The organism is Pseudomonas fungipugnans (assembly GCF_029955235.1).
Taxonomy (GTDB): Bacteria; Pseudomonadota; Gammaproteobacteria; order Pseudomonadales; family Pseudomonadaceae; genus Aquipseudomonas; species Aquipseudomonas fungipugnans.
The window spans coordinates 68236-94037 of the sequence record NZ_JARBWL010000002.1 but is presented as its reverse complement, the minus strand read 5'-3'; the positions used below and the strand labels follow the sequence as shown (position 1 = coordinate 94037).

Below are 25802 nucleotides of genomic sequence, written 5' to 3'. Positions count from 1 at the left end.
TCATGACTGGATACGGCAGCCTTTTCGAACGCCTGGGTGGCGACGCGGACAAACGCGTCGGCTGGAGCCGCGAGGTCTCCGCCATGGCGTCCGTGGCTGCCCATCTGGCCAAGATGCTCAGCACCCGTGCGGGCAGCGTGCAAACGCTGTCCGACTACGGGCTACCTGATCTCAATGACATGCGCCTGAGCCTGCACGACTCCCTGAGTCAGGCCCGCCTGGCCATCGAAAGCTTCATCGAAGCCTACGAACCGCGCCTGAGCAACGTGCGTGTCATCTCCCTGCCGCGTGATCACGATCAGCTTCGCCTGTCCTTCAGCATCGAAGGCCTGCTGGAAGTTGATGGTTTCAAGCGTCAGGTCAGTTTCGCCGCGCGCCTGGATGGCAGCGGTCAAGTAAAGGTCAACTAAGGAGACTCGTATGTCCGGCAAACCCGCAGCTCGCGTCACCGACCCTACTGCTTGCCCGCTCCCCGGCCACGGCACCAACCCGATCGCCGCCGGTTCCGGCGACGTCTTCTTCGACGGCCTCCCAGCCGCCCGCCAAGGCGATGCCTCGGCTTGTGGTGGCGCGCTGGTCGGCGACCTGGCGACCACCGTTTTGATCAACGGCAAAGCCGCCGCCACCGTCGGCTCCGTGGGAACGCATGGCAACAAAGTCACGGCGGGGTCCGGGACGGTGATTATCGGGAATTCGCATACACCGGTGCCGTTTGTGGCGCCGTTGCCGGTGGATATCAAGTGGCCGTTTAACGAGCACTTTGTGATCAATTGTCAGGACACGGGGAAACCGTTGGCCGGGGTTGAGTACACGCTTAAAACCGCTTCCGGAAAAATTATTAATGGCGTGACCGGGGCGGACGGCAAGACGCAGACCGTCTTTTCGGCAACAGCAGAAGCTGTTGAGTTAGTGATTGAGCAACAAACGAAGGTCGCGATTGCGTAACAACGCGTTGAGGCTCGGGCGCGCTGCATGCCTGAGGGTGGTCGATTTCTACTATTGCAAGGGATGTTGAGATGGCGGGTACAGCAGTGACTGCAACCATGACTCCGGCGAGTAATAAAACTGGCCAGTGCGCGACGGCTACGCGCAAGTTCCGCATTTCTGACATACCGGCTGCAATGGACAAAATGAAATGGCCTACGTCCGCTGCTCTGATGCGTCATTGGTTCGCCGGCAAGCCATGGAGTACGCCGGACGGTGGTATGGATGACCTAACCAAGGGACATCGCAAGGAAGTTCCTGAGCAGTACATTGAAGACTCGATCGTTAAAATGAGTTGGCTTATTACTTATGAGCGTGCCAACGAGTATTTAGTAAAGTTGAGGGCGTTGTGGAATAGCCCAAATGGACAGAAGCAGATAGGCGCCGCAATACGTCGCGAGTATCAGGATAAACCGGATGGGAAGTATCCGATAAAATTTGAAGGAAAGGCGCGCGCGGCTGAGAAGTTTGGCTACTCCAATACAATGCCCGTGACAATGAGTCAGCTCAGAATCGATGTGCTGGATGATCTTAGAGGCGCACTCGCTAACTTTAATTTGAGAGTTATTGCTGAAGGCGAAGTTGTCATTGTTTCCAAGAAAATCGATTTCGTGGTTAGTCGACTAGGGTTTTATGTTGAAGATAGCTATGACTTTGGGGACGGGTCTGACTGGTTTAGTCAGCCTTTAGGCTTCTGGAATTTTGATGGCACTGTCATTCCACCTGAAGCCATTGCACGTAACGTCAGCATCAACTCCAATGAAACAGCTATGGTGGAAAGTGGGGTGATGGACCCTGCGGACGTTGCAGAGATATTCAAAGAACTGGAAGGCACGCGCTTTTACCTGGTCCAGAATAGTGATTTTGTGGAGTACCGACAGTGTCATGGCAAGGGCGGTGATTTTCGAGTCTTCTCGGACATTTTGTACGAGAACATTACTCCAACCACCATTGCGATTTCAGGTTGATCATGCGTTTTAAGCCGCTGTTCCTTGTCCTTTGCGCAATTCCGCTTTCTGCTGGACTCGCTTTCTACATTTTCGTGGATGGGCTATCCCAGCGTCGCCCAGACATAATTGAGTTAAGTGCTTCTCGCCAGTACATCCTGGAAAGAGTTCCTCTTCGTGTATTTTTTTCCGAAGGAGAATTGGCCTACCTGCGGATGACTGACCTAGATGAGCCAAAATTCATATATCGGAGCCCCCTTTACCCCATTGGGCAACTGGATATGAGTTTCGTCACAATCCCAGGAAAAATCAGTAGTTCCACCGTCGACTTCAATACGGAGAAAAAATACTTTGTTTTTCGTGCTGATCAGTGGAAAGAGCATTGGTTGAATCGCTTTGTAAGCAACACGCCTTATAGCATTGAGCCGCCAGTCGAGAGTAAAAATAAATGACTTTTATTAGTGGTGGATTCATTTCCGGGTACCGAAAGGAAATTATTCGGGTTGTTGCCGTTTTAGCCGCTTTTTTGATCGTATTAATCGTTGTTGTTAATAAAGCTTGCAACTATCCAGCCAATGTCACCACCGTAGACACTTCCGGTCGTTATATTTTGGAAAATGTACCTGTCGGTAGGATTTGGACGTTAGGGGGGATGGCCTATCTGCGAGTCATTGACCGCGAGAATCCAGAAAAAGCTTATCGCACTCCTTTGTATTCGACTCAGTCGTTAGATATGCGCCTGTTTGAAGATGGTAAGTCTGTGGGCGTTTATTGGTTGTACTTCAATAAAAAAGAACATTCGTTCGATATTGCTATGCCGGAGTGGGAGTGGCATTGGCTGGATCTATTTATCAGTAATACGCCCTACACCCATTTGGAAAACTGACTGACATGTCCTTTAACCACTACTACCAAAGCGAACTCACCGCACTTCGCCAGTTAGGTCGTCGATTCGCCGAGCGTAGCCCGGCGTTGGCGCCTTTCCTCGGCCAGGCCGGGCGGGATCCGGACGTGGAGCGGTTGCTGGAAGGCTTTGCGTTCCTGACTGGGCGTCTACGCCAGAAGCTCGATGACGAGTTGCCGGAGCTCAGCCATTCGCTGATGCAGCTGCTATGGCCCAACTACATGCGGCCGTTGCCGGCGTTCAGCATTTTGCAGTTCGACCCGCTGAAGCGTTCGGGGCCGGCGTTGAGGGTCGAGCGTGATACGCCGATTGAAAGCGTGCCGATTGAAGACGTACGTTGCCGTTTCCGCACCTGCTACCCGACCGAAGTCCAGGCGCTGGATCTGGCTGCGCTGACGTACTCGGTGAAGGGCGACGGTTCGTTGTTGAGCCTGCGTCTGGAGATGAGCGCCGACGGTCACTTCGGCGAGCTGGAGCTGAGCCGTTTGCGTCTGCATTTCGCCGGCGAACGCTACATCAGCCAGATGCTGTACCTCAGCCTGCTGCGCAATCTGGAAGGCATCGAACTGATCCCGCTGGATGGCGCCGGCAAGCCGATCAATGGCGTCAACAACCAGCCGATGGCGTTCAAGATGCCCGGTGACCGCGTGCAGGCGGTGGGCTTTGCCGAAGAAGAAGCGTTGATCCCGTATCCGCTGAACACCTTCCGTGGCTACCGTTACCTGCAAGAGTATTTTGCCTTCCAGGACAAATTCCTGTTCGTCGATGTCAACGGCCTGGACTTGCTCAAGGCCCTGCCGGAAGACACCCTCAAGCAGATGCGCGGTCTGGAGTTGCGCTTCGATATTCGCAAGAGCGGCATCATGCGCATGCGTCCGACCCTGGACAACGTGAAGCTGTACTGCACGCCCATCGTCAACCTGTTCAAGCACGACGCGTTGCCGATCCGCCTCGACGGCAAGCAGGACGAATACCTGCTGTTGCCCGCCGAATACGACCTGGAAAACTGCGGCGTGTTCTCGGTCGAAACCGTGACCGGCTGGAAGCCCGGCGGCCTCGGTTATCAGGAGTACGTGCCGTTCGAGTCCTTCGAGCACGACCCGAGTTTCGACGTGCCCACCAGCCGTCCGCACTACAGCATCCGCCAGCGTTCGTCCTTGCTGCACGACGGCCTCGACACCTATCTGAGCTTCGGCATTCGTCACACCGAAGCCCACGAAACCCTGTCGATCGAGCTGATGTGCACCAACCAGAACTTGCCGCGCAAGCTCAAGCTCGGCGACATCAGCCAGGCGTGCGAAGAAACGCCGGAGTTCCTCAGCTTCCGCAACATCACCCCGGCCACGTCGAGTTTCGCGCCGCCGCTGAACCGTGACTTCCTCTGGAAGCTGATCAGCAACATGTCGCTCAACTATCTGTCGCTGGCCGACGTCAATGCGTTGAAGGTGATTCTCGAAACCTACGACTTGCCGCGCTACTACGACCAGCACGCGGAGAAAGTCAGCAAGCGCCTGCTGGGCGGGCTCAAATCGATCAAGCACCAGCACGTCGATCGACTGCACCGAGGGTTGCCGGTACGCGGTTTGCGCACCGAGCTGACCATCGACCCGGAAGGGTATATCGGTGAGGGCGACCTGTTCGTTTTCGCTTCGGTTCTTAACGAGTTTTTCGCGCTTTACGCCAGTCTCAATTCGTACCACGAGCTGCGGGTAAAAAGCACACAGGGAGAGGTGTACCAATGGACACCACGTATGGGCCTTCAGCCGCTTCTTTAAGCGGACTGACCCGAGGAATACGCGAGTACTCGCTGTTTCAGGCCGTGCTGCTGGTGGTTGACCGGCTGCGCGAGGCCCACCCGCACCTGAGCCAGGACGATTTGTACGACCAGCTGGAATTCCAGGCCAACCCGAGCCTGGGATTCCCTGGCAGTGACGTTGATCGCGTGGAGTTTTTCCACGAACACGGACAGCTGCGCGCGCGCCTGCGTTTCAACCTGATCGGCCTGGTCGGTTCCGGTTCGCCACTGCCGGCGTTCTACGGCGAGCAAGCCCTGGGCGACAGCGAAGACGGCAACCCGACGCGCAATTTCCTCGACCTGTTTCACCATCGCCTGCAACGGCTGATGCTGCCGATCTGGAAGAAATACCGCTACCGCGCCAGCTTCGAGAGCGGTGCGCTCGACCCGTTTTCCTCGCAATTGTTTGCCCTGATCGGCCTCGGTGGCGAAGAGATTCGCCGCGCCCAGGAACTCAACTGGAAGCGCCTGCTGCCATACCTCGGCCTGCTCAGTTTGCGGGCGCACTCGGCGGCGCTGATCGAAGCGGTGCTGCGTTACTACTTCAAACACGCCGAACTGACCATCGAGCAGTGCATCGAGCGCCGTGTGGAAATTCTCGACGAACAGCGCAATCGCCTGGGCCGCGCCAACAGCGCACTCGGTGAAGACCTGGTGCTGGGCGACAGCGTGCGCGACCGCAGCGGCAAGTTCCGGATTCACATTCGCGAACTCGACTGGCAGCGCTTTCACGAATTCCTGCCGATCGGTTTCGGCTACCAGCCACTGTGCGCGCTGGTGCGGTTCACCTTGCGTGACCCGCTTGATTACGACATTCGCCTGGTGCTGCGCCAGGAAGAAATCCGCGAACTGCGCATCGGTGAGCAGAACGCCTGTCGCCTGGGATGGACCAGTTGGCTGGGCCGCGAAAAAGCGGACGGCGTGGTGACCCTGGGCAGCAAAATTCATTAAGGACGTGACTTCATGATCAACGTAGACCTGCAACAACTGATCCAGGCGCTGGACGCCGAAACTCGCCGCGACCTGGAGCGTTCGGCCGAGCGCTGCGTCGCCCGTGGCGGCAGCAAGATCCTCGTTGAAGACCTGCTGCTGGGCCTGCTGGAGCGCCCACAGGGCTTGCTCGCACGCGCGTTGCAGGACGCCGAAGTGGACGCCGGTGAATTGAGCGCCGCCCTGCAATCTCGGGTCGAACACAGCGCTTCACGCAACCCGGTGTTCGCTCCGGAACTGGTGCAGTGGCTGCAAGACGCCTTGCTGGTGGCCAACCTCGAACTGGGCCAGACCCAGGTCGAACAGGCCGCGCTGATCCTCGCGCTGCTGCGTAACCCGATGCGCTACGCCGGCAGCCGCTACCAGCCGTTGCTCGCCAAGTTGAACATCGACCGCCTGAAAGAATTTGCCCTGTCGCAACAGGAACAACCGGCCACCGGCAAACCTGCCGTGCCGGGCGAATCGCTGCTGCAGCGCTTTACCCACAACCTGACCCAACAGGCCCGCGACGGCAAACTCGACCCGGTGCTGTGCCGCGACGGCGCAATCCGGCAGATGGTCGACATCCTCGCCCGTCGCCGCAAGAACAACCCGATTGTGGTCGGTGAAGCCGGCGTCGGTAAAACCGCGATCGTCGAAGGCCTGGCCTCGCGCATCGCTGCCGGTGAAGTGCCGCAAGTGCTCAAAGGCGTCGAACTGCTGTCATTGGACATGGGCCTGTTGCAGGCCGGTGCCAGCGTCAAAGGTGAATTCGAACGTCGCCTCAAAGGCGTGATCGACGAAGTCAAGGCCTCGCCGAAACCGATCATCCTGTTCATTGACGAAGCCCACACCCTGATCGGCGCGGGCGGCAATGCCGGTGGCTCCGACGCGGCCAATCTGCTCAAGCCGGCCCTGGCCCGTGGCGAGTTGCGCACCATCGCCGCCACCACTTGGGCGGAGTACAAGAAGTACTTCGAAAAAGACCCGGCCCTGGCCCGTCGTTTCCAGCCGGTACAACTGCACGAACCGACCGTCAGCGAGGCGGTAACCATTCTCCGTGGCCTGGCTCAAGTCTACGAGAAGAGCCACGGCATCTACCTGCGCGATGACGCAGTGGTTGCCGCCGCCGAGTTGTCCGCACGTTATCTGGCGGGCCGCCAGCTGCCGGACAAGGCCGTCGACGTCCTCGACACCGCTTGCGCCCGTGTGCGCATCAGCCTCGCCGCGGCCCCGGAAAGCCTGGAACGCCTGCGTGGCGAGCTGGCTGAAGGCGGCCGTCAGCGTCAGGCCTTGCGCCGCGATGCCGAGGCCGGTTTGCTGATCGACCACGAAGCGCTGGATGCATTGGAAGCGCGTCTGGATGAAGCCGAAGACGAAATGGTCGCGCTGGAAACACTCTGGACCGAACAGAAGACATTGGCCGAGCGCCTGCTGGAACTGCGTCAACAACTGGCCAAGGCCCGTGAAGCCGCCGCCGTCGAGCCGACTGTCACGGTTGAAGAAGACGCCGAAGGCACCGTGATCGAAACCTTGCCGGTAGACGAAGCGCAAAGCGTCGCGTCTCTGGAAGCCGCGCTCAACGAAACGCACAAGGCCCTGACCGAGTTGCAAGTCAAAGAGCGTCTGGTGAGCTTCGAAGTCTGCCCGCGCCTGGTGGCTGAAGTGATCAGCGCCTGGACCGGCGTGCCACTGGCCCAGTTGGCTCGCGAGCACAATGCCAAGGTCGCCAGCTTCGCCACCGACCTGCGCACTCGCATCCGTGGTCAGGAGCAAGCCGTTCATGCCCTCGACCGTTCGATGCGCGCCACCGCTGCCGGCCTGAACAAGCCTGACGCGCCAGTGGGCGTATTCCTGCTGGTCGGCCCGAGCGGTGTCGGCAAGACCGAAACCGCACTGGCGCTCGCCGATTTGCTGTACGGCGGTGATCGTTTCATCACCACCATCAACATGTCCGAGTTCCAGGAGAAGCACACCGTTTCGCGCCTGATCGGTGCGCCACCGGGCTACGTCGGATATGGCGAGGGCGGCATGCTCACCGAAGCCGTGCGCCAGAAGCCGTACTCCGTGGTGCTGCTCGATGAAGTCGAGAAGGCCGACCCGGACGTGCTCAACCTGTTCTACCAAATCTTCGACAAGGGCGTGGCCAACGACGGCGAAGGGCGTGAGATCGACTTCCGCAACACGCTGATCCTGATGACCTCGAACCTGGGCAGTGACCGCATCAGCGAGCTCTGCGAGAACGGTGCGCGGCCAACCGCCGAAGTGCTTGAAGAAACCATTCGCCCGGTGCTGAGCAAACACTTCAAGCCGGCGCTGTTGGCGCGCATGCGCGTGGTGCCTTACTACCCGGTGGGCGGCCCGGTGCTGCGCGAGCTGATCGAAATCAAACTCGGTCGTCTGGGCGAGCGCCTGAACCGCCGTCAGCTGGATTTCACCTACTGCCAGAACCTTGTCGATCACCTGGCCGAACGCTGCACTCAGAGCGACAGCGGTGCGCGCCTGATCGACCATTTGCTGGACCTGCACGTACTGCCGCTGGTGGCCGACCGCTTGCTCGACGCGATGGCTACCGGGGAAAGCCTCAAGCGTGTCCACGCGACGCTCGACGGTAACGCCAGCGTGACTTGCGAGTTCGCCTGAGGTGGGTGTGATGTTCACTCTGGTGCCACAGCCGCTGGTTTATGCCGAAGCCTTGCTGGCGCAGTTCGCCAGCCTGTCGCGGGCGGCAGACGGTGCTGCGCTGCTGGGTGACTTCGTGCGCGGTCTGGCCGAGCTCAGCGGATGCGAGCTCACGCAGCTGTACCTGCTGGACGCTACCCACACCTGCCTGGGGATGAACGCCGAGTGCCTCAACGGCATCCTGCAACCCCGGGAAGCGCAGAGCCTGCCAGCCGACTACAACGGCGAACAGCTGCTGCAATTCGCCCTCTGCCAGAACCGCGTGGTGTGCCTGAGCGAGTTGAGTGGCAGCCTGCACGAAACCAGTTTCCTGCCACCGCAGGCCACGGCATGGCAGTCGCTGCTGTGTGTGCCACTGGTCAATCAGCAGAAGTCCGTCGAAGGCTTGTTGCTGTGCGCCAGTCGCCGGCATGTCGACCTGCAAGGCTTTGCCGATTCCCTCGCGCAACTGGGCTCGTTCGTGCTTGGCCAACTGCATCTGCTGCAGCGTTTGCGGCAGCCAGTCGGTGATTCGCGACCGGCGCCGATCAGCGTGCCCAGCGCCAGCGGTTACGGTTTGATCGGCAAGAGTTCGGCCATGCGCCAGACGTATTCGCTGATCAGCAAGGTGCTGCACAGCCCGTACACCGTGCTGTTGCGCGGCGAAACCGGCACCGGCAAGGAAGTGGTTGCACGGGCGATTCACGATTGCGGCCCGCGTCGCTCCCAGGCGTTCATCGTGCAGAACTGCGCGGCGTTCCCGGAAAACCTGCTGGAAAGCGAGCTGTTCGGCTACCGCAAAGGCGCGTTCACCGGCGCCGACCGCGACCGCGCCGGGCTGTTCGATGCGGCCAATGGCGGCACCTTGTTGCTCGATGAAATCGGCGACATGCCGTTGTCGTTGCAAGCCAAGCTGCTACGGGTTTTGCAGGAGGGCGAGATTCGCCCACTGGGTTCCAACGACACCCACAAGATCGACGTGCGGATCATCGCCGCGACGCACCGGGATCTGTCGGTGCTGGTCAGCGAAGGCAAATTCCGCGAGGACTTGTACTACCGCCTCGCGCAATTCCCCATCGAGCTGCCGGCCCTGCGCCAACGCGAAGGCGACATCCTCGATCTGGCCCGACACTTCGCCGACAAGGCCTGCTCGTTCTTGCAGCGCGACGCGGTACGTTGGTCCGATGCGGCACTGGATCACCTGTCCGGTTACGCTTTCCCCGGCAACGTGCGCGAACTCAAGGGCCTGGTCGAACGTGCGGTGCTGTTGTGCGAGGGCGGCGAGTTGCTGGCCGAGCATTTCTCCCTGCGCATGGAAGCCATGCCGGAAGACACCAGTCTCAACCTGCGCGAGCGCCTGGAGCAGGTCGAGCGCAGCCTGCTGCTCGATTGCCTGCGCAAGAACGACGGCAACCAGACCCTCGCCGCCCGCGAACTCGGCCTGCCACGGCGCACGCTGCTGTACCGCCTCGGGCGCCTGAATATCAATCTGGGTGACTTCGATGGCTGATCTCAGTTTCCACAACCCAAACCCGTTGATTGGAATGCTCTCTGCGGCCAGCAAATTGCCTGTGGCGAGGGAGCTTGCTCCCGCTGGGTTGCGCAGCAGCCCCAAAACCACACACCGCAGCATGTCAGTCAAACCGCATCTGCTGTTTTACGACTGCTGCGCAGCCGAGCGGGAGCAAGCTCCCTCGCCACAAAGGCGAAGCTCAAGGCCCCGTGCCAGAGCCCTCGGCTTCACCTCATTCGCTTCCAACAGCGCCGCCCGAAAGGGTCGGCGCTTTGTACTTTGTTCACCTCTGGAGACCCTCTGATGTCTGTTCGTCACTGGCAAGCCGTCCTGCTGACCCTCGTCGTTCTATGCGGCCTCGGCGGCTGCAACGGCAATTACAAATACAACGACAACACCTATCGCCCACTGGGTGATCCGCAGGCGGTCAATCGCGGCAAGTGACCGCAAGGAGCATCATCATGGAACTGGTTTTCGAAATGCTGAACACCAAGCAGTTCGTGCCCACGGAGCTGTGCCAGAAGACCTTCAAACAGGCCGGTGGCGTGATTGGCCGGGGTGAAGACTGCGACTGGATCATCCCGGACCGCAAGCGTCACCTGTCCAACCACCACGCGATGATCAGCTATCGCGAGGGCACGTTTTTCCTGACCGATACCAGCAGCAACGGTATTTCGGACAGCGAAAGCGGCGCGCGCCTGCGCAAGGGCGAAGCGGTGCGGATCGAGCACGGCAGCGTGTACGTGCTGGGTGATTTCGAGATCCGTGCGCGGCTGGTGCGGGACCCGGCGAACTTCGACGTGGAAGTGGGCCGCCCGCAAGCCGCCGGCAGCATCATTCCGGACGATGCGTTCCTCGACCTCGATCCGCTGAACGCCCTCGACCAGCAGGAACGCGTGTACTCGGAAATCGACGAACTGATCTCGCCGAGCACCACCATCGAGGACACCCGTCAGCGCGCCGATTACGCACGCATCGACATGGAAAGCCTGATGGTGCCGGAGCTGATCGACGCCCCGGCAGAGCCTGCACCGGCACCAGCGCCGAAGGCGGTCGAGCGTCAGAGCGACAGCTTCTGGGACCACTTCGGTGCTGCCTTGGGCGTGGACCTCAAGGGCCTCGACCACAACGCCAAAGAGGCGCTGGCGCTGAACGCGGCACGCCTGCTCAAGCAGAGCGTGGCCGGTTTGCAGCAGAGCCTGCGTACCCGCAGCGAATTGAAAAACGAACTGCGCCTGGCCCAGACCACCGTGCAAGGCAGCCAGAAAAACCCGTTGAAATTCGCCGTCGATGCCGGTGAAGCGCTGGATATTTTGTTGCAGCCGAACAAGCCGGGCCAGTTACCGGCCGAGCAGGCAATCTCCCGTGCGTTCCGCGATTTGCAGGCGCATCAGGTGGCACTGTTGACCGCCAGCCGCGCCGCCGTTCGCGGCACGCTGGAACACTTCTCGCCGCAGCAGCTGACCCTGCGTTTCGAGCGTGACAACAAGCCGTTGATCGCCACGTCCGGCAGCCGCTGGAGAGCCTATGGCCGTTATCACCAGGCGTTGCGTCAGGACGATGACTGGAGCGAGCGCCTGCTGGCCCGCGACTTCGCCCAGGCCTACGAAGAACAGATCCGCCTGATTTCCACCCTACACACCGACCACCAAGGATGATGCGCATGTCTCGCCGCTCGACCGTTTTTCTCAAGATGCTGACTGCGCTGACCGCCCTGGTGCTGATGGCCGGCTGCTCGACGATCTCGCCGTATTCCCACGTCACCAAGGTGAACCTGAAGCTGACCGCCAGTGATCAGCTGAACCCGGACCTCAATGGTCGTCCGTCGCCGATTGTCGTGCGCCTGTTCGAGCTCAAGCACCCGGTGGCGTTCGAGAACGCGGACTTCTTCAGCCTGTACGAACGGGCCAAGGAATCCCTGGCACCGGACATGGTTGCCAGCGAAGAGCTGGAACTGCGCCCGGGTGAAACCGTCGAGCTCAAGCTCAGCGTGGAGGAGGGCAGCCGCTACATCGGCGTTCTGGCCGCCTACCGTGACCTGCCGGAAAGCAAATGGCGCTACACGGTGCAAGTCACCCCGGTGGAAGTCACCGACGCCGACCTGACCCTCGACCAGTCCGGTATTCGCAACACCCATGAATCGCTCGCCAAGGCGGATGACTGACCATGAACTCCCATAAAGTCATTTGGCAGGAAGGTATGTTGCTGCGTCCGCAGCACTTCCAGCACAACGATCGTTACTACGACCACCAGATGAAGACCCGCACCCAGTTGCTGGGCAGCTACACCTGGGGCTTCCTGAACCTGGACATCGACTTGCAGTTCCTCAACATGGGCAAACTGGTGATCAGCCAGGCCTCGGGGATTCTGCCGGACGGCAGCCTGTTCGAACTGGGCGGCAACACCGAGCCGTTGGCCCTCGACGTGCCGCCGAACACCGGCAACACGCCGATCTACCTGGCGCTGCCGCTGGTGACCGGCAACCACATTGAGGCCCGTCGCCCGGAGCAGTCCGACGTGCTGGCCCGCTACACCGCGTACGAAGCGGAAGTGGCCGACTCCAACGCCGGCGACGACTCCGCCAGCCAGGTCAGCTGTGCCCGCCCGGATTTCAAACTGTTGCTCGGCGAGCAGCAGAGCGATCAGGCGTACGTGAAGCTGAAGATCTGCGAAGTGCTCGACACCACGCCGGACGGCGTGATCAGCCTCGACCCGGACTTCGTGCCGACCTACATCCAGGCGCACGCCTCCAGCTACCTGCTGTCGTGCCTCAAGGAAGTGATCAGCATGCTCGGCCACCGGGGCGACACCATCGCCGACCGGATCCGCTCCAACGGCAAGGTCGGTGGCGCGGAAGTCGGCGATTTCATGATGCTGCAACTGATCAACCGCACCGAACTGCTGCTGCGTCACTACCTCGGCCTGGAACAGGTGCACCCGGAAGAGTTGTACCGCACGCTGCTGACCATGCTCGGCGATCTGGCGACCTTCTCCAGCGACAGTAAACGCCCGCGCCTGGACAGCCGTTATCAGCACAGCGACCAGGGCGCGAGCTTTCGCAAACTGATGGAAGCGATTCGTCAGGTGTTGTCGATGGTGCTGGAACAGCACGCCATCGAACTGATCCTGCAAGCGCGTCAGTACGGCATCATCGTCTCGCCGTTGCACGACCACAAACTGCTGGGCTCGGCGTCGTTCGTGCTGGCGGCCAGTGCCAACTGCGACTCCGAAGAACTGCGCCACCGCTTGCCGGCGCACCTCAAGGTCGGCCCGGTGGAGCGCATCCGCCAGTTGGTCAACCTGCACCTGCCAGGCATCAAGGTCAAACCGTTGCCGGTGGCGCCACGGCAGATCGCGTTCCACTCCAACAAAACCTATTTCATCCTCGAACTCAGTTCCGAAGACCTGGCACAACTCGAACGCTCCGGCGGTTTCGCGTTCCACGTGTCCGGCGAATTCGCCGAGCTTGAACTGAAATTCTGGGCCATCAGGAACTGACCGACATGATCAAGGACACGGAATACAACCAGGACGACAAAACCGTCCTGCTCGACCGTCAGGGCCACGGCCCGGCGTCGAGTCCGCTGACGGACTTCGCTGCGCCGCCACGTTTCGAGCAGCTCGAAGAACGCATGATCTACGCCGCGCGCCTGCGCCCGGCCGAAGCGTTCAACATCAGCCTCAACTCGCTGGTGGCCGCCGCCTCCGAGCTGTTGTCGGAAGTGGTGCGCCTCAAGCACAGCCAAACCCGCGAAGACATGCACGCGCTCAACGAGCGACTGACCACCGGGCTGAAACTGTTTGAAGTCAGCGCCTTGCACAATGGCGCCGAAAGCAGCCAGGTGATGGCGGCGCGCTACGTGCTCTGCACCGTGGCCGACGAAGCGGTCGTGACCACGCCGTGGGGCAACGAGAGCGAGTGGTCGCAGATGAGTCTGCTCAGCAGCTTCCACAACGAAACGTTTGGCGGCGAGAAGTTCTTCCAGCTGCTGGATCGCCTGTCGAAGAACCCGGTCAAGCACCTGCCGATGCTGGAGCTGATGTACCTGTGCCTGTCCCTGGGCTTTGAAGGCAAGTACCGGGTGCAGGCTCGCGGCATGCTCGAACTCGAAGGCATCCGCGACGCCCTGTATCGCCAGATCCGTCAATTGCGCGGTGACGTGCCCCGCGAGTTGTCGCCGCATTGGGAAGGCCTGAACGATCAGCGCCGCAGCCTGGTGCGCATCGTGCCGGCGTGGATGGTGGTGCTGTTCACCTTCGTCTGCCTGGTGGTCATGTACTCGGGCTTCGCCTGGGTACTGGGCGAGCAACGCGACACCGTTCTGCAACCTTATCAGCCGCTAGATCCGGCAGCGGCCCAGCCGCAGTCGCAGCCGTAAACAGGGACGTGTGATGAAAAAGTTTTTCAAGAAAGTCGGCGCATTCCTGCGCAAGACCTGGGTCTGGACCCTGCTGCTGGTGCTGTTCGTCGCGCTGCTGGTGTGGTTCGCCGGGCCGCTGCTGGCGGTCGATGACTACAAGTTCTGGGAAGGCTCCACCTCCCGCTTGCTGACCATCAGTGTGCTGTTCCTGATCTGGGGCCTGACCATGGTCTTCGTCAGCTGGCGCGCCGGTGTGCGCAAAAAGGCTGTCGAGGACACCGAAGACGGCCAGGACCGTATCCGCCGCGAAGAGCTGATCGACGAAGAGCAGAAGGAGTTGAAGGCGCGGTTCAAGGACGCCCTCAAAACCCTGAAGACTTCGAGCCTCTATCGCGGGCGCAGCGAACGTTGGCGCGGTGACTTGCCGTGGTACTTGCTGATCGGCCCACAGGGCAGCGGCAAGACCAGCTTGCTGGACTTCTCGGGCCTTGAGTTTCCGATCAACAAGATCGACCGCAAGCTGACCCGCGACACCCTCGGCACCCGTCACTGCGACTGGTACTTCGCCGACCACGGCGTACTGATCGATACCGCGGGCCGCTACCTGACCCAGCCAGACGGCGAAGTCGACGGCAGCGCCTGGAGCACCTTGCTCGACCTGCTGCGCAAGCGTCGTCGCAACCGTCCGTTGAACGGTGTGTTGGTGGCCATCCCGGTGGAAAGCCTGCTGTGCCCCGACGAGAAAGAACTCGAAGTCCTGGCCCGTCAGGTCCGCGCCCGCTTGCAAGACGTGCATCAGAAACTGCACGTCGATGTGCCGATCTATCTGGTGCTGAGCAAGGCTGACACGCTGCTCGGTTTCGACGAATTCTTCGATCAACTGACCCGCGAAGAAAGCGATCAGGTGCTCGGCACCAGCTTCCGCAAAGAGCAGAGCGGCGCCGATGCCACCGTGCTGCGTTCCGAGTTCGAAGAGCTGCTGCGTCGCCTCAACAGTCAGGTGATCATGCGCATGCACCAGGAGCGCGACACCCAGCGCCGTGGCCGCATCCTCGATTTCCCGCATCAACTCGGCCAGATCGGCGAGCGCCTGTGCCTGTTCGTCGACATGGCGTTCACCGGCAATCGCTACCAGCGTGTCAGCCAGCTGCGCGGTTTCTACCTGACCAGCGCACCGCACCTGACCCAGGAAATGGACCCGAGCGCGGCGGCGATCGGCGCCAACCTGGGCATGAAGAGCGGCATGCTGCCGACCCTGCGCAGTGGCCGTTCGCGGTTCATCCACCATTTGCTCAGCCGGGTAGTTTTCCCCGAGGCCGATCTGGCCGGTCTGGACAAGCGCGAACGCAGCCGCATCCACTGGGGCCAGCGTGCGCTTTACTTAGGTGCACTGGCGGCACTGGCTCTGTTCGGCATGCTCTGGGCGGGCGGTTTCTCGGCCAACTACGAGCGCCTGGAAAACCTGCGAACGCTGGCGCAGAACTGGACGCAACAGCGTTCGGCCCTGACCGCTCGCGATGACTCGATGGCGGTGCTCAAGCCCCTCGACAGCAGCTACGCGGCCACTCAGGTGTTCCCGAAAAAGGGCGACGTCGGTTATCACGAACGCGGCGGTCTGTATCAGGGCGAAGACGTCAATCCAGTGGTCAAGGCCGCCTACGAGCGTGAGCTTGAAGCGCAGCTGTTGCCTCGGGTCGCGACCCTGCTCGAAGGGCAGATCCGCGCCAACATGAAGGACCGCGAACGCCTGCTCAACAGCCTGCGTGCGTACCTGATGCTGAACATGAAAGACCGTCGCGATGCACCGTGGCTCAAGGATTGGGTCGCCACCGAGTGGTCCCAGCGCTACGCCGGCAACACGGCCGTGCAGAACGGTTTGAACACCCACTTCGAGCGTTTGTTGAAGCAGCCGTTCATCTACCCGCTGAACGATCAACTGGTGGCCCAGGCGCGTCAGGTCTTGCGCAGCGAGTCGCTGGCCAACGTGGTCTACCGGATGCTGCGCGAGCAGGCTCGCAATCTGCCGGAATACCGCTTGAGCCAACACCTGGGCCCACAGGGTGCGCTGTTTGTCGGCACCGATTACGTGATCCCGGGGTTCTACACCCAACAGGGTTATCAGCAGTACTTCTCGATCCAGGGCTCGGCGCTGGTGTCCGACATCCTGCGTGACAACTGGGTGCTGGGCGAAGGCTCGGGCATCAGCGGCATGGACTTGCGTCGCCTGATGGTCGAACTGGAACAACTGTACTTCCGCGACTACGCCAATTTCTGGAGTGAAGCGGTCGGCCAGGTGGCACTGCCGGCGATCAACGACTTCGGTGAAGGCGCCGAGCAACTGGCGGGCCTGACCTCGGCCAACTCGCCGATCCTGCAATTGCTGGTGGAAGTGCGCGAGAACACCCGGTTCCCGGCGGAAGCTGATCCGGTGGATGACGCCGCTGATGCCGCTGCAAAACTGGGCGAGCAAAAAGGCAAGTTGGGCAAGCTGGGCAAATTGGCATCCGCCGCAGCGGACAAGGCCTCGGACATGGCCGCGACCAAGAACCTGCCGGACACCGCGAAGAAATCCCTGCAACGTCGCTTCGAACCGCTGCACCGTTTGCTGGATGACAACAACGGTCCGGCCGCTGACCTGACCCCGGCACTGACCGCGCTCAACGACCTGCAGTTGCAGATGGCCAGCTTGGCGCGCGCCAGCTCGCCGGAGCAGGCGGCATTCGAAATGGCCAAGACCCGCATGGGCGGCCAGCGTGATGCGCTGAGCAACCTGCGCAATGCTTCGGGTCGTTTGCCGCGTCCGTTGAGCGTGTGGTTCAACGTGTTGGCTGAAGACACCTGGCGTCTGGTGCTCAACGATTCCTACCAGTACCTGAACCAGCGTTATCAGGCCGAGCTGTACAGCTTCTACGGCAAGGCGATCAACAAGCGCTATCCGTTCAGCGCCCACAGCACCAGCGACGTGGCGATCAGCGATTTCCGCGAGTTCTTCAAGGCTCAGGGCATCGCCGACCGCTTCTTCGACACCTACATGCGTCCGTTTGTCAGCGGTGATCCGGGCAACTACCGCATGCGCAGCGTCGACGGTCACAGCCTGCCGATCTCCAAGGTCTACCTCGACCAGATGGCCGCCGCACTGGTTATTCGCCAGAGCTTCTTCGCCGACAACCCGGCCGAGCCGCAGGTGCAGTTCAAACTGGAGCCGTACACCCTCGACCCGGCCGTCAGCCGTTCCGAGTTCAAGTTTGGCGACAAGACCATCGAATACCGCCACGGCCCGATCGTGCCGGTGTCGTTCAAATGGCCGACCGATGCTGAAGACGGTCGCACCAGTCTGGTCCTCGACAAAATGGTCGGTCGCCCGATCGGCATCGAGAAGAACTCCGGTCCGTGGTCGCTGTTCCGTCTGTTCGACCTGATGCAGACCGAATACATGACCGGTCGCGACGTGCTGGTACTCAAGGCTGACGTGGGTGGCCTGCGCGCCAACTACTTGCTGACCAGCCAACGCACGCCGAACCCGTTCGACATGGGCGTGCTGCGCACTTTCCGTATGCCGGTGCAGCTCTGATGCTGGTTGCCAGCCCCTGGCGCAGCGCTGCGCGCACCGATGCCGGCAAGGTTCGGGCGCGCAACGAAGATGCTTTCCTGGACTGTCCACAGCAGGGGCTGTGGGTGGTCGCGGACGGCATGGGCGGTCATCAGGGTGGCGACATCGCCAGCCAGTTGATCGTCGCCAGCCTGGCGGAATTGCCGGTGCAGGACGACTTCGACGAACGACTCAAAGGCATTCGCCAGTGTTTGCACTGGATCAATCGCCGCCTGGGTCAGGAGTTGACCGTCACGGCCGGGCGCCACGACAGCATCATGGGCAGCACCGTCGTGGCGCTGCTGGTGGAAGGCAATCGCGCGGCCTGCATCTGGGCCGGCGACAGCCGCTGCTATATGTGGCGTGGCCAGCGTCTGTATCAGCTGTCCAGGGACCATTCGCTGCAACAGCAACTGATCGACGAGCAACAGATGAGCGTCGAACAGGCCAAGGCGCATCCGTCGGCCCACGCCCTGACCCGTGCGGTCGGGGCGGCCGATGTGTTGACGCTGGACGTGCTTGAACTCGAGGTCTATCCCGGCGATACGTTTCTGTTGTGCAGCGATGGCTTGTATCAAGGGCTCAGCAGCGATGCCTTGGGCAACGCCCTGAGCCTGACCGCGCCGCACATTGCGCTGGAGCGTCTGTTCGACGGCGCACTGCGAGGCTCGGCGCGGGACAACCTGACCGCCGTGGTGATCCGCCAATGACTGAACTCATGCGACCGATCGACGACCTGCTGGTGAGCGATGAGCAGGACAACAACCTGACCTACTTTGCGTTCGCCAAGTCACTGAATGGACAGCCGCACAAAGCTGAGCCTGCACTGGCGCCGACCAAGGCCAGTGTGGGCGAAATGCCCGACGTGCTGGCAGGCCGTTACCGTATCGAGCGCCTGCTCGGTGCCGGTGGCATGGGCGCGGTTTACCGCGCACGGGACTTGCTGAGCGAACAGTTCGGCGATCCCGATCCTTACATTGCGCTGAAAATCCTCAGCGAAGAATTTGCCGAATCGCCGGATGCCAGCACCTTGCTCTACAGCGAGTTTGCCCTGACCCGACGACTGCGCCACGACAACGTGCTGCGTTTGCACACCTTTGAAGTGGACACTGATTGCCAGCGCGCCTTCATCACCATGGAACTCATGCGTGGGCTGACCCTGGACAAATTGCTCTGCGAGCGCCCATTGGGCCTGCCGTGGAAAGAATTGCGCGACATCGCGCTGCCGCTGCTCGATGCATTGGCCTACGCCCACGCTCGTGGCGTGCTGCACGGTGACATGAAACCGAGCAACGTGATGCTCAGCGAAGACGGCGTGCGCCTGTTCGACTTCGGCCTCGGCCAGGCCGAGGAGGGCGTCCTGTCCGGTCTGCCGCACCTGAGCCGCGAGCGCTTCAACGCCTGGACGCCAGGCTACGCCGCCCCGGAACTGCTCGAAGGCCAGCCGCTGTCGGCCAGCGCCGATGTGTATGGCGTGGCCTGCGTGCTGTATGAACTGGCGGGCGGCAAACATCCGTTTCGCCGCTTGCCCTCGACCCAGGCCCGCGACGAGCACCTGGAGCGCGAGCTGCACGCACCCAGGCATCTACCGAAACACTGCTGGCCAGCCCTGAGAACAGCGCTGGCTTTCGATGCGGCGGATCGCACCATCACCGCCGCACAATTGCGTGACGCCATGAGCGTCACTTCGTCCTGGCTGCAACGTCTGCGATTTCGGGCGTAACGGATGACTACCGAACAGGGAGCAAGCAATGTTCAACTCAGCTAACGAAACGCATTTCAGCCTGACCGTCGATGACTACGTGGGCGATCTGCAAGTGCTGTCGTTCACCGGCACCGAAGGCATCAGCCAGGCGTATCGCTTCGACCTGGAACTGGTCAGCGAAAACCCCGATCTGGACCTGGAAAAACTCCTGCACAAGCAGGCGTTCCTCGCGTTCGATCCGCAGGGTTCGGGCATTCACGGCCAGATCTACCGCGTCGCCCAGGGCGATGCCGGCAAGCGCCTGACCCGCTACAAAATCTCCCTGGTGCCGCAGCTGCAATACTTGCATCACCGCACCAACCAGCGCATCTACCAGCAGATGTCGGCGCCGAAAATCATCGCGCTGATCCTCGACGAGCATGGCATCAAGAGCAACGCCTACAGCTTCCAGCTCAGCCAGCCGTGCCCGGATCGCGACTACTGCGTGCAGTACGACGAAACCGACCTGCACTTCGTCCAGCGCCTGTGTGAAGAAGAAGGCATTCACTACCACTTCCAGCACAGCGAAAAAGCCCACCTGCTGGTGTTCGGCGACGACCAGACCGTGTTCCCCAAACTCGGCCAGCCAACGGCCTATGTGCAGGGCAGCGGCATGGTCGCTGACGAGCCGGTGATCAAGGGCTTCAAGCTGCGCCTGGAAACCCGCACCAGCCGCGTCACCCGTCGCGACTACGACTTCGAAAAGCCCAACCTGCAACTCGAAGCCGCCTACAAACCCGAGGGCGAAAGCACCGAACCGGACCTCGAAGACTACGATTATCCGGGCCGCTTCCTCGACCGCGCACGCGGTAAGTTCCTCAGCCAGCGAGCCTTGGAACGCCACCGCGCCGACTACCAGCAAGCCGAAGGCTGGGGCGACCAGACCACGCTCAACAGCGGCCACTTCCTGGAAATCTCCGACCACCCGCGCACCGAGTGGAACGACCTCTGGCTGCTGACCGAAATCGTCCACGAAGGCAAACAGCCGCAAGTCCTGGAAGAGTCGGTGACCAGCGACACCACCGCCAACAAGGACGACTTCCACCAGGGCTACCGCAACCGCTTCCTGTGCACGCCATGGGCCGTGTTCTACCGCCCCGCGCTGGAACACAGCAAACCCCGCGTGCTCGGCAGCCAGACCGCCATGGTCACCGGCCCCAAAGGCGAAGAAATCCACTGCGATCAATACGGCCGCATCAAAGTGCAATTCCACTGGGACCGCGAAGGCCTGGCCGACGACAAAACCAGCTGCTGGCTGCGCGTGTCCAGCTCCTGGGCCGGCGACCGCTACGGTGCGATCAGCATCCCGCGCGTGGGCATGGAAGTACTCGTCACCTTCCTCGAAGGCGACCCCGACCAGCCACTCGTGACCGGCTGCCTGTACCACAAGGAAAACCAGGTCCCGTACGAACTGCCGGCCAACAAAACCCGCACCGTCTTCAAAACCCTCAGCTCCCCGGGTGGCGCCGGCTACAACGAACTGCGCATCGAAGACAAAAAAGGCGCCGAACAAATCTTCATCCACGCCCAACGCGACTGGGATGAAAACATCGAACACGACCAGAAAATCCGCGTCGGCAACGAACGCCACGACACCGTAGAGAAAAACACCTACACCGAACTCAAAGCCGAAGAACACCGCACCACCATCGCCGACCGCAAAGTCGAAGTCCGCATGGACGACCACCTGACCATTGGGCAGAACCAACACGTCAAACTGGGCACTGCGCAACTGACCAGCGCAGGGAAAGAGATCCACCTCAAGGCCGGGGACAAGATCGTCATCGAGGCCGGGATGGAACTGACGATCAAGGCGGGCGGGAGCTTTATTAAACTCGACGCCAGCGGCGTGACCGTGGTCGGGCCGGTGGTGAAGATCAATGCCGGTGGGTCTGCGGGGAATGGGACGGGGATCGGGATCAAGCCACCGGTGCTGCCGGGGGCTGCGGATCAGGATAAGGCGGGGAGTTTGATGGATCAGGCGTTGGGGAATGCGGTGCCTGAGAAGGTTAAGCCGAAGGCTTTTTTTGTGTTTTCTGAGTGATGAAGTTCGTGATGACAACAAATAAAAACGTAAGCCAGTTCAAGTGGTGCTCCATCGCCTTGCTGACGTTGGGTATGTGCAGTGGAGCCTTTGCCTCATCGTCCAGCGACCCTCAGTGCTCAAGTGAAAATTTTGCAGAGTTCGTTAAAGCTTTCTCTGCCCAACCTGAGATACAGAAGGCATTTGTCACCTCACCTGTTCAAGAGCTTCGCGTGGTTGCCGATGGTGACGAGGCAAAGGTTGTCGAGCGCGATCTCAAAGCGTTGGACGCCGATGAATTAAGCGTTCTCGCGCCAGAAAATGCCGCTAAGTCGAATCTCACGATCCAGGTAGATTTACCGAACAAGGTGATTGTTCGCGATCAGGTGGGCGCATTTCTGAAAATTTTCATCTTTAAACACGGTGATTGCTGGGCTCTGAGCCGTATCGAGGATTGGTCGCTTGAAAAGGCAATCGATGCAGTGGCCGGAACTGAAAAGCTATCGCCTGGTGACAAAGAGTTCAAGAAAGGCGCGATGTTTGACCGGTTGGTTAATCAAGCATCGCCCGAGTCTAGTGTTTATTTGTACACCTCAGAGCTGAATAGCTACTTGGCCGGAGCGCGACAAGGTTCGGCACAAGCGGCATTCGCTGCTGCGGGAATCAGTCTTTCTGGACAAGCACCACGATTGGATAATGCCAAGATCCTGGATCTTTTGATCACAGCCTCAAAAAGCATTCCAGAAGCGGGTTTGACGCTGGCAGATTTTTATTGCGATGAGGGTGAGTACGACGACAAGCATGTCTGTATCAACCCGCAACAATCAATTGCTGCATTGGAAGACGCAGCACGTCAGGGCTCCAATGACGCACTGACTCGATTGGGGGAGGTATATGAGACCGGTACGATACTCCCCACCGATCTGCCCCGGGCGATGGCATGTTATCAAGAGGCACAAAAAAATGGGCTTGAGTCGCGTGGCCTCGTTCGTTTGGCCAGCCAGGGTGTTGTCGCTGGTAACTCAATTCAATGTCTTAAAGCAGGAAGCTCCCGATGAGTACCGGACTACTTGAACAGCGGGCGACTTACCCGCGTAGCCAATATGAATACGGCCCCGCGAAGGGCTACAACGACGTCAACGGCAACGGTCGGAAGGAAATCGACTGCTCAGGTTTGTTATACCGAATGCTGCAGGATGCTGGATATACAATCCCGTATCTGACGACAGGACAGTTAAATACGGATACAACTCATTTTGATGTTATTCCATTAGCGAACGTCGAGCCCGGTGATATCGCACTCTGGATCAACTTCCACGGGCATACTGGCGTAATTGAGCGGATCAACTCAGAAAGGAACGCGGGGGATTTTTACGGTTCTCAAACCTCATCAGGGCCGGCGTCCGCCAAGTACGGACACGGTAGTGGTTTCTGGCCAATGCCAGAAAAATTCTTGCGTCCAAAACCCCAATTCAGAACGGGTGCACAACCGGCCCCAGTGGCTCAGCCCGCCCCAGCACCTGCCCCTGCAGGCCCTGCGCCTCTGATGAATTTCCAATACCCTTTCCGAAAGGCTGACGGTAAACAGTTCACTGACGCAGAAGAAGTCTACAAAGTGCTTGAGGCTGAAAAGTCAGGCCATTACCTGCTGGGTAGCCACAAATTCTGGCATGGCGGTATCCACATCAGCGACGCCAGTGCTCCGCAATGCATTTTGAACGAACCGATACGTTGCATGGCCGACGGGGAAGTCGTTGCTTATCGCCTTAACGAAGATTATTTAGAGTCAACGTTCGGTGAAAACGAGAAAAAGCTGAAGTACTCCAACTCCTTCTGCTTGGTGCGTCACGAGTACAAATCCGCGCCAAACCCGGAGGAGGGGGCGAACAAAGGCAAGCAAAACAAGCTGAACTTCTACAGCCTGTATATGCACTTACTGCCCTATAAGCGCTACCCGTTATCCGAAAATGAAACACCAAAACCCAAAGTCACCATGACGGTCAATGACTTCAAGGCATATGACGACTTTCCTGAATCAAGTCCTATGCCTTTCCCTGGGAAATTGTCCACGGGCACCAAGCTTGAAGTATTGGAGCAGAGAGATCTCGGAAATGTCACGTATGCCAAAGGAAAAATACTTACCGGTAGTGTGAAGAATGGGACACACAAAGTCCGCGAAGCAGGGGCAGAGGTATGGTTCGCCTATTTGAAGGATGGCGCACCTTACCAAAACAGCAAACCTCAACGCATTTGGAACGCAGACCCTATACCAGAGCGAGCCGAGCCAAATTATTGGCAAGGCAAGGTGAAAGCCACCGTAGTCAATAAACTGGATCTGTATGGGGCACCTGCGTCTCCCCAAAACGGCCAGCCCGCAGGCGACCGACTTGGAACTATGCAGCTGATTTCGGGTAGTGTTGTTGAGTTTGACAGTAAAGAAGTACTCAATCTCAACGTTGCAGGCACCATTCGGCGAATGGCGAAATGCACCAAGGTCAGCGGTGACTTGGCTGCTACTGGCGCTGTGCCTGAAAGCTTTTGGGCATGCGTAGAAAACGCAGCAGATTACCGGATACTCAACTGGACTTCGCTTACGCCTACCAGCTTCGATTCGGTTGAAACGGCAAGCACCGGCATCAAGGCTGGCGATCCGATTGGCTACTTGGGGCAAACAGAAAACCTCACTGGCGAAGACGGTGGCGTAACCAGTAAGCACCAGGTTCATGTTGAGATCTTTACTGCCGAAGCCGACGTCAAAGACTTCCTCAAGAACGTTGCCGGTTTGAAGATAGGCAAGCAGTACCTGCATCTTGCGGTCGGAGCCGAGCTTAAGAAAAAAGCGCCTGTCACTGGTACCACCTCGCTCAAAAACGAGCATGCGGTTGATTTGGGCAAGGCCCCAGTTGTTAAAGAAGGCACCGAAGACTGGTATGACGTCAGTGTCATTGAGGATGATCAGCCGGTTACCGGTTTGGTAAAAAAAACCGGTGCAGAAATCATCACACAACACGACTGGGAGAAATTGGGCTTCCAGATCGTTGAGGAAAGCAATGCGACTGCAGATGGGTTCCTCGATCCTGAAGACATGCCGCAGTTTTTCAAGGACCTCTTCGCAAAAATCGATAAAAACCACGATGGTGATGTAGATCCTGGCGAGCTTGCTGAAGCGTTGAAAAATGCTGACACGAGAGATCATTGGGCGAAGCTTGTTGCGCATCATCCGACTGAGTGGAAAGATAAAGCCGACGCTGCTAAATGGCGTAGGCTCGATCAATTATTAGAGTCTGCCCCGAAAACGTTGAAACACGAGAAGGAAAGAATAAGCAAGTATGTTTTTTGGGAGGAGCTGTCGGGTAAGGCGGCCATGAACACTGAGTTGATTTGGCATTTCCATCCAATCGAATTCATCTCCAATATGAAAGCAAAGAAAACTTGCGATTGTAATGCTGTGGTCAACGTAACACGTTGGGTTTCTAGCTCTATGACCCATTATGGCCCGTTACATACGGGTGATAAAGAGTTGGGCAGCGCGCCTCAATGGGACGAGTTGGTTGCTCGCGGTAAGATTACTGCAGACGAAAAAAATATTATTGTTGTGATGTCCGGAAATGAAGCGAAAATAAATGGCGTGCAGAGTTATGACAGCGAGATAATAACCGCTGGCGCTATGCAAAAAACTGTCAAAGTGTCTGGACTTGGCGAATTAGCAAATCAAGTCAAAAAATTCAAAGATCAATACCCAGATGCATACACGGAATTTTTTGAATCGAAAGGCTGGAAGCTTGATGAAGCAGGATCAGCTCCAAAAATGTATTATCAAGGAGAAGCACGCGCTAACGGCGCAAAGCTAGAGGGCGAAGCTCTGAGAAGTAACTTGGGGCTCGGATGTAGCGAAGCGACTTTTGGGCAGGTAATAGACTGTCAGCCGGTGTCGGTAATGGCCTGCGCAATTTCTAGTCCGCTATATGTAGAAATACAGATAATGGATTTTATAGATAGGTTGCATAGTGCTCTAGAGAAAGTGCCGACTGGTTACAGCTTTGCAGCCGAAAAGCTATTAAAGTCTCCACTAGGCAAAGCTGTAATACTTGATCATGATATAAATAGACCTGGTTTTGTTAAGGATGATCTAGGTTCGGCTCTGGATACGTTTTTTGCCCAAAATCCCACAGTAAGCAGAAATGTTGACACGTGGGGGGCAACACACAGCACATATGAACGAAAAGTTCTTGAGCTGTATGGCAATAGCAGGAGGATGACCAATCCAACCAGCCGATATAATCACTTAAAGGCAGGGCTTTGAAGGTGTCGA

Annotated in this window: 20 protein-coding genes; all 20 read left to right on the top strand. The window is 59.2% G+C overall.

What is annotated here, in order from left to right; translation table 11 throughout:
- Positions 1-2: 2 nt before the first annotated feature.
- The 20 genes from tssE (at position 3) to POF45_RS15335 (ending at position 25793) form a co-directional block, all read left to right on the top strand.
- Positions 3-410, top strand: a complete 408-nt coding sequence (gene tssE, locus POF45_RS15430; protein ID WP_105342349.1) for a type VI secretion system baseplate subunit TssE — start codon at positions 3-5, stop codon at positions 408-410.
- 10 nt (positions 411-420) lie between these two features.
- Positions 421-945: a PAAR domain-containing protein gene (locus POF45_RS15425; protein ID WP_282316074.1), complete on the top strand. Its 525-nt coding sequence runs from the start codon at positions 421-423 to the stop codon at positions 943-945.
- Positions 946-1016: 71 nt separating this feature from the next.
- Positions 1017-1952 (top strand): DUF6402 family protein, encoded by a 936-nt coding sequence (locus POF45_RS15420; RefSeq protein WP_282316073.1) that lies wholly within the window; start codon positions 1017-1019, stop codon positions 1950-1952.
- Between the two features lie 2 nt (positions 1953-1954).
- Complete coding sequence (locus tag POF45_RS15415) at positions 1955-2383, top strand: hypothetical protein (protein ID WP_282316072.1); 429 nt, start codon at positions 1955-1957, stop codon at positions 2381-2383.
- The gene (locus POF45_RS15410; protein ID WP_282316071.1) at positions 2380-2817 is read left to right on the top strand and encodes a hypothetical protein; all 438 of its coding nucleotides are present in this window, start codon (positions 2380-2382) and stop codon (positions 2815-2817) included. Before POF45_RS15415 ends, POF45_RS15410 begins: the two co-directional genes overlap by 4 nt.
- Before the next feature lie 5 nt (positions 2818-2822).
- On the top strand, positions 2823-4610 hold the full coding sequence (tssF, locus tag POF45_RS15405) for a type VI secretion system baseplate subunit TssF (RefSeq protein ID WP_282316070.1): 1788 nt from the start codon (positions 2823-2825) through the stop codon (positions 4608-4610).
- Positions 4574-5581: a type VI secretion system baseplate subunit TssG gene (gene tssG / locus POF45_RS15400; protein ID WP_259497630.1), complete on the top strand. Its 1008-nt coding sequence runs from the start codon at positions 4574-4576 to the stop codon at positions 5579-5581. The genes tssF and tssG overlap by 37 nt, the downstream gene beginning before the upstream one ends.
- Positions 5582-5593: 12 nt before the next feature.
- Positions 5594-8242 (top strand): type VI secretion system ATPase TssH, encoded by a 2649-nt coding sequence (tssH, locus tag POF45_RS15395; protein WP_259497628.1) that lies wholly within the window; start codon positions 5594-5596, stop codon positions 8240-8242.
- A gap of 10 nt (positions 8243-8252) precedes the next feature.
- Complete coding sequence (locus POF45_RS15390) at positions 8253-9770, top strand: sigma-54 interaction domain-containing protein (RefSeq protein ID WP_259497626.1); 1518 nt, start codon at positions 8253-8255, stop codon at positions 9768-9770.
- A 306-nt stretch (positions 9771-10076) separates the two neighbouring features.
- Entirely contained in the window at positions 10077-10217 is a 141-nt protein-coding gene (locus tag POF45_RS15385) for a type VI secretion protein (RefSeq protein ID WP_259497624.1), read from the top strand.
- A 17-nt stretch (positions 10218-10234) separates the two neighbouring features.
- Positions 10235-11431: a type VI secretion system-associated FHA domain protein TagH gene (tagH, locus tag POF45_RS15380; RefSeq protein WP_259497622.1), complete on the top strand. Its 1197-nt coding sequence runs from the start codon at positions 10235-10237 to the stop codon at positions 11429-11431.
- A gap of 5 nt (positions 11432-11436) precedes the next feature.
- Positions 11437-11937: a type VI secretion system lipoprotein TssJ gene (gene tssJ / locus POF45_RS15375; RefSeq protein WP_259497620.1), complete on the top strand. Its 501-nt coding sequence runs from the start codon at positions 11437-11439 to the stop codon at positions 11935-11937.
- 2 nt (positions 11938-11939) lie between these two features.
- Positions 11940-13271 (top strand): type VI secretion system baseplate subunit TssK, encoded by a 1332-nt coding sequence (gene tssK / locus POF45_RS15370; RefSeq protein WP_259497619.1) that lies wholly within the window; start codon positions 11940-11942, stop codon positions 13269-13271.
- Between the two features lie 5 nt (positions 13272-13276).
- Positions 13277-14152 carry a type IVB secretion system protein IcmH/DotU gene (gene icmH, locus POF45_RS15365; RefSeq protein WP_259497618.1) on the top strand — a complete coding sequence of 292 codons (876 nt, stop codon included), beginning with the start codon at positions 13277-13279 and terminating at the stop codon, positions 14150-14152.
- 13 nt (positions 14153-14165) lie between these two features.
- Complete coding sequence (gene tssM / locus POF45_RS15360; RefSeq protein WP_282316069.1) at positions 14166-17705, top strand: type VI secretion system membrane subunit TssM; 3540 nt, start codon at positions 14166-14168, stop codon at positions 17703-17705.
- A complete protein-coding gene (locus POF45_RS15355; protein WP_282316067.1) occupies positions 17705-18433 on the top strand; it encodes a PP2C family protein-serine/threonine phosphatase in 729 nt (242 codons plus the stop codon). The genes tssM and POF45_RS15355 overlap by 1 nt, the downstream gene beginning before the upstream one ends.
- Complete coding sequence (locus POF45_RS15350; protein WP_282316066.1) at positions 18430-19446, top strand: serine/threonine-protein kinase; 1017 nt, start codon at positions 18430-18432, stop codon at positions 19444-19446. Before POF45_RS15355 ends, POF45_RS15350 begins: the two co-directional genes overlap by 4 nt.
- Before the next feature lie 28 nt (positions 19447-19474).
- Positions 19475-21511, top strand: coding sequence for a type VI secretion system Vgr family protein (locus tag POF45_RS15345; RefSeq protein ID WP_282316065.1), 2037 nt, complete (start codon positions 19475-19477; stop codon positions 21509-21511).
- Positions 21511-22548 carry an SEL1-like repeat protein gene (locus POF45_RS15340; RefSeq protein WP_282316063.1) on the top strand — a complete coding sequence of 346 codons (1038 nt, stop codon included), beginning with the start codon at positions 21511-21513 and terminating at the stop codon, positions 22546-22548. Before POF45_RS15345 ends, POF45_RS15340 begins: the two co-directional genes overlap by 1 nt.
- Entirely contained in the window at positions 22545-25793 is a 3249-nt protein-coding gene (locus POF45_RS15335) for an EF-hand domain-containing protein (RefSeq protein ID WP_282316062.1), read from the top strand. The genes POF45_RS15340 and POF45_RS15335 overlap by 4 nt, the downstream gene beginning before the upstream one ends.
- Positions 25794-25802: the final 9 nt, after the last annotated feature.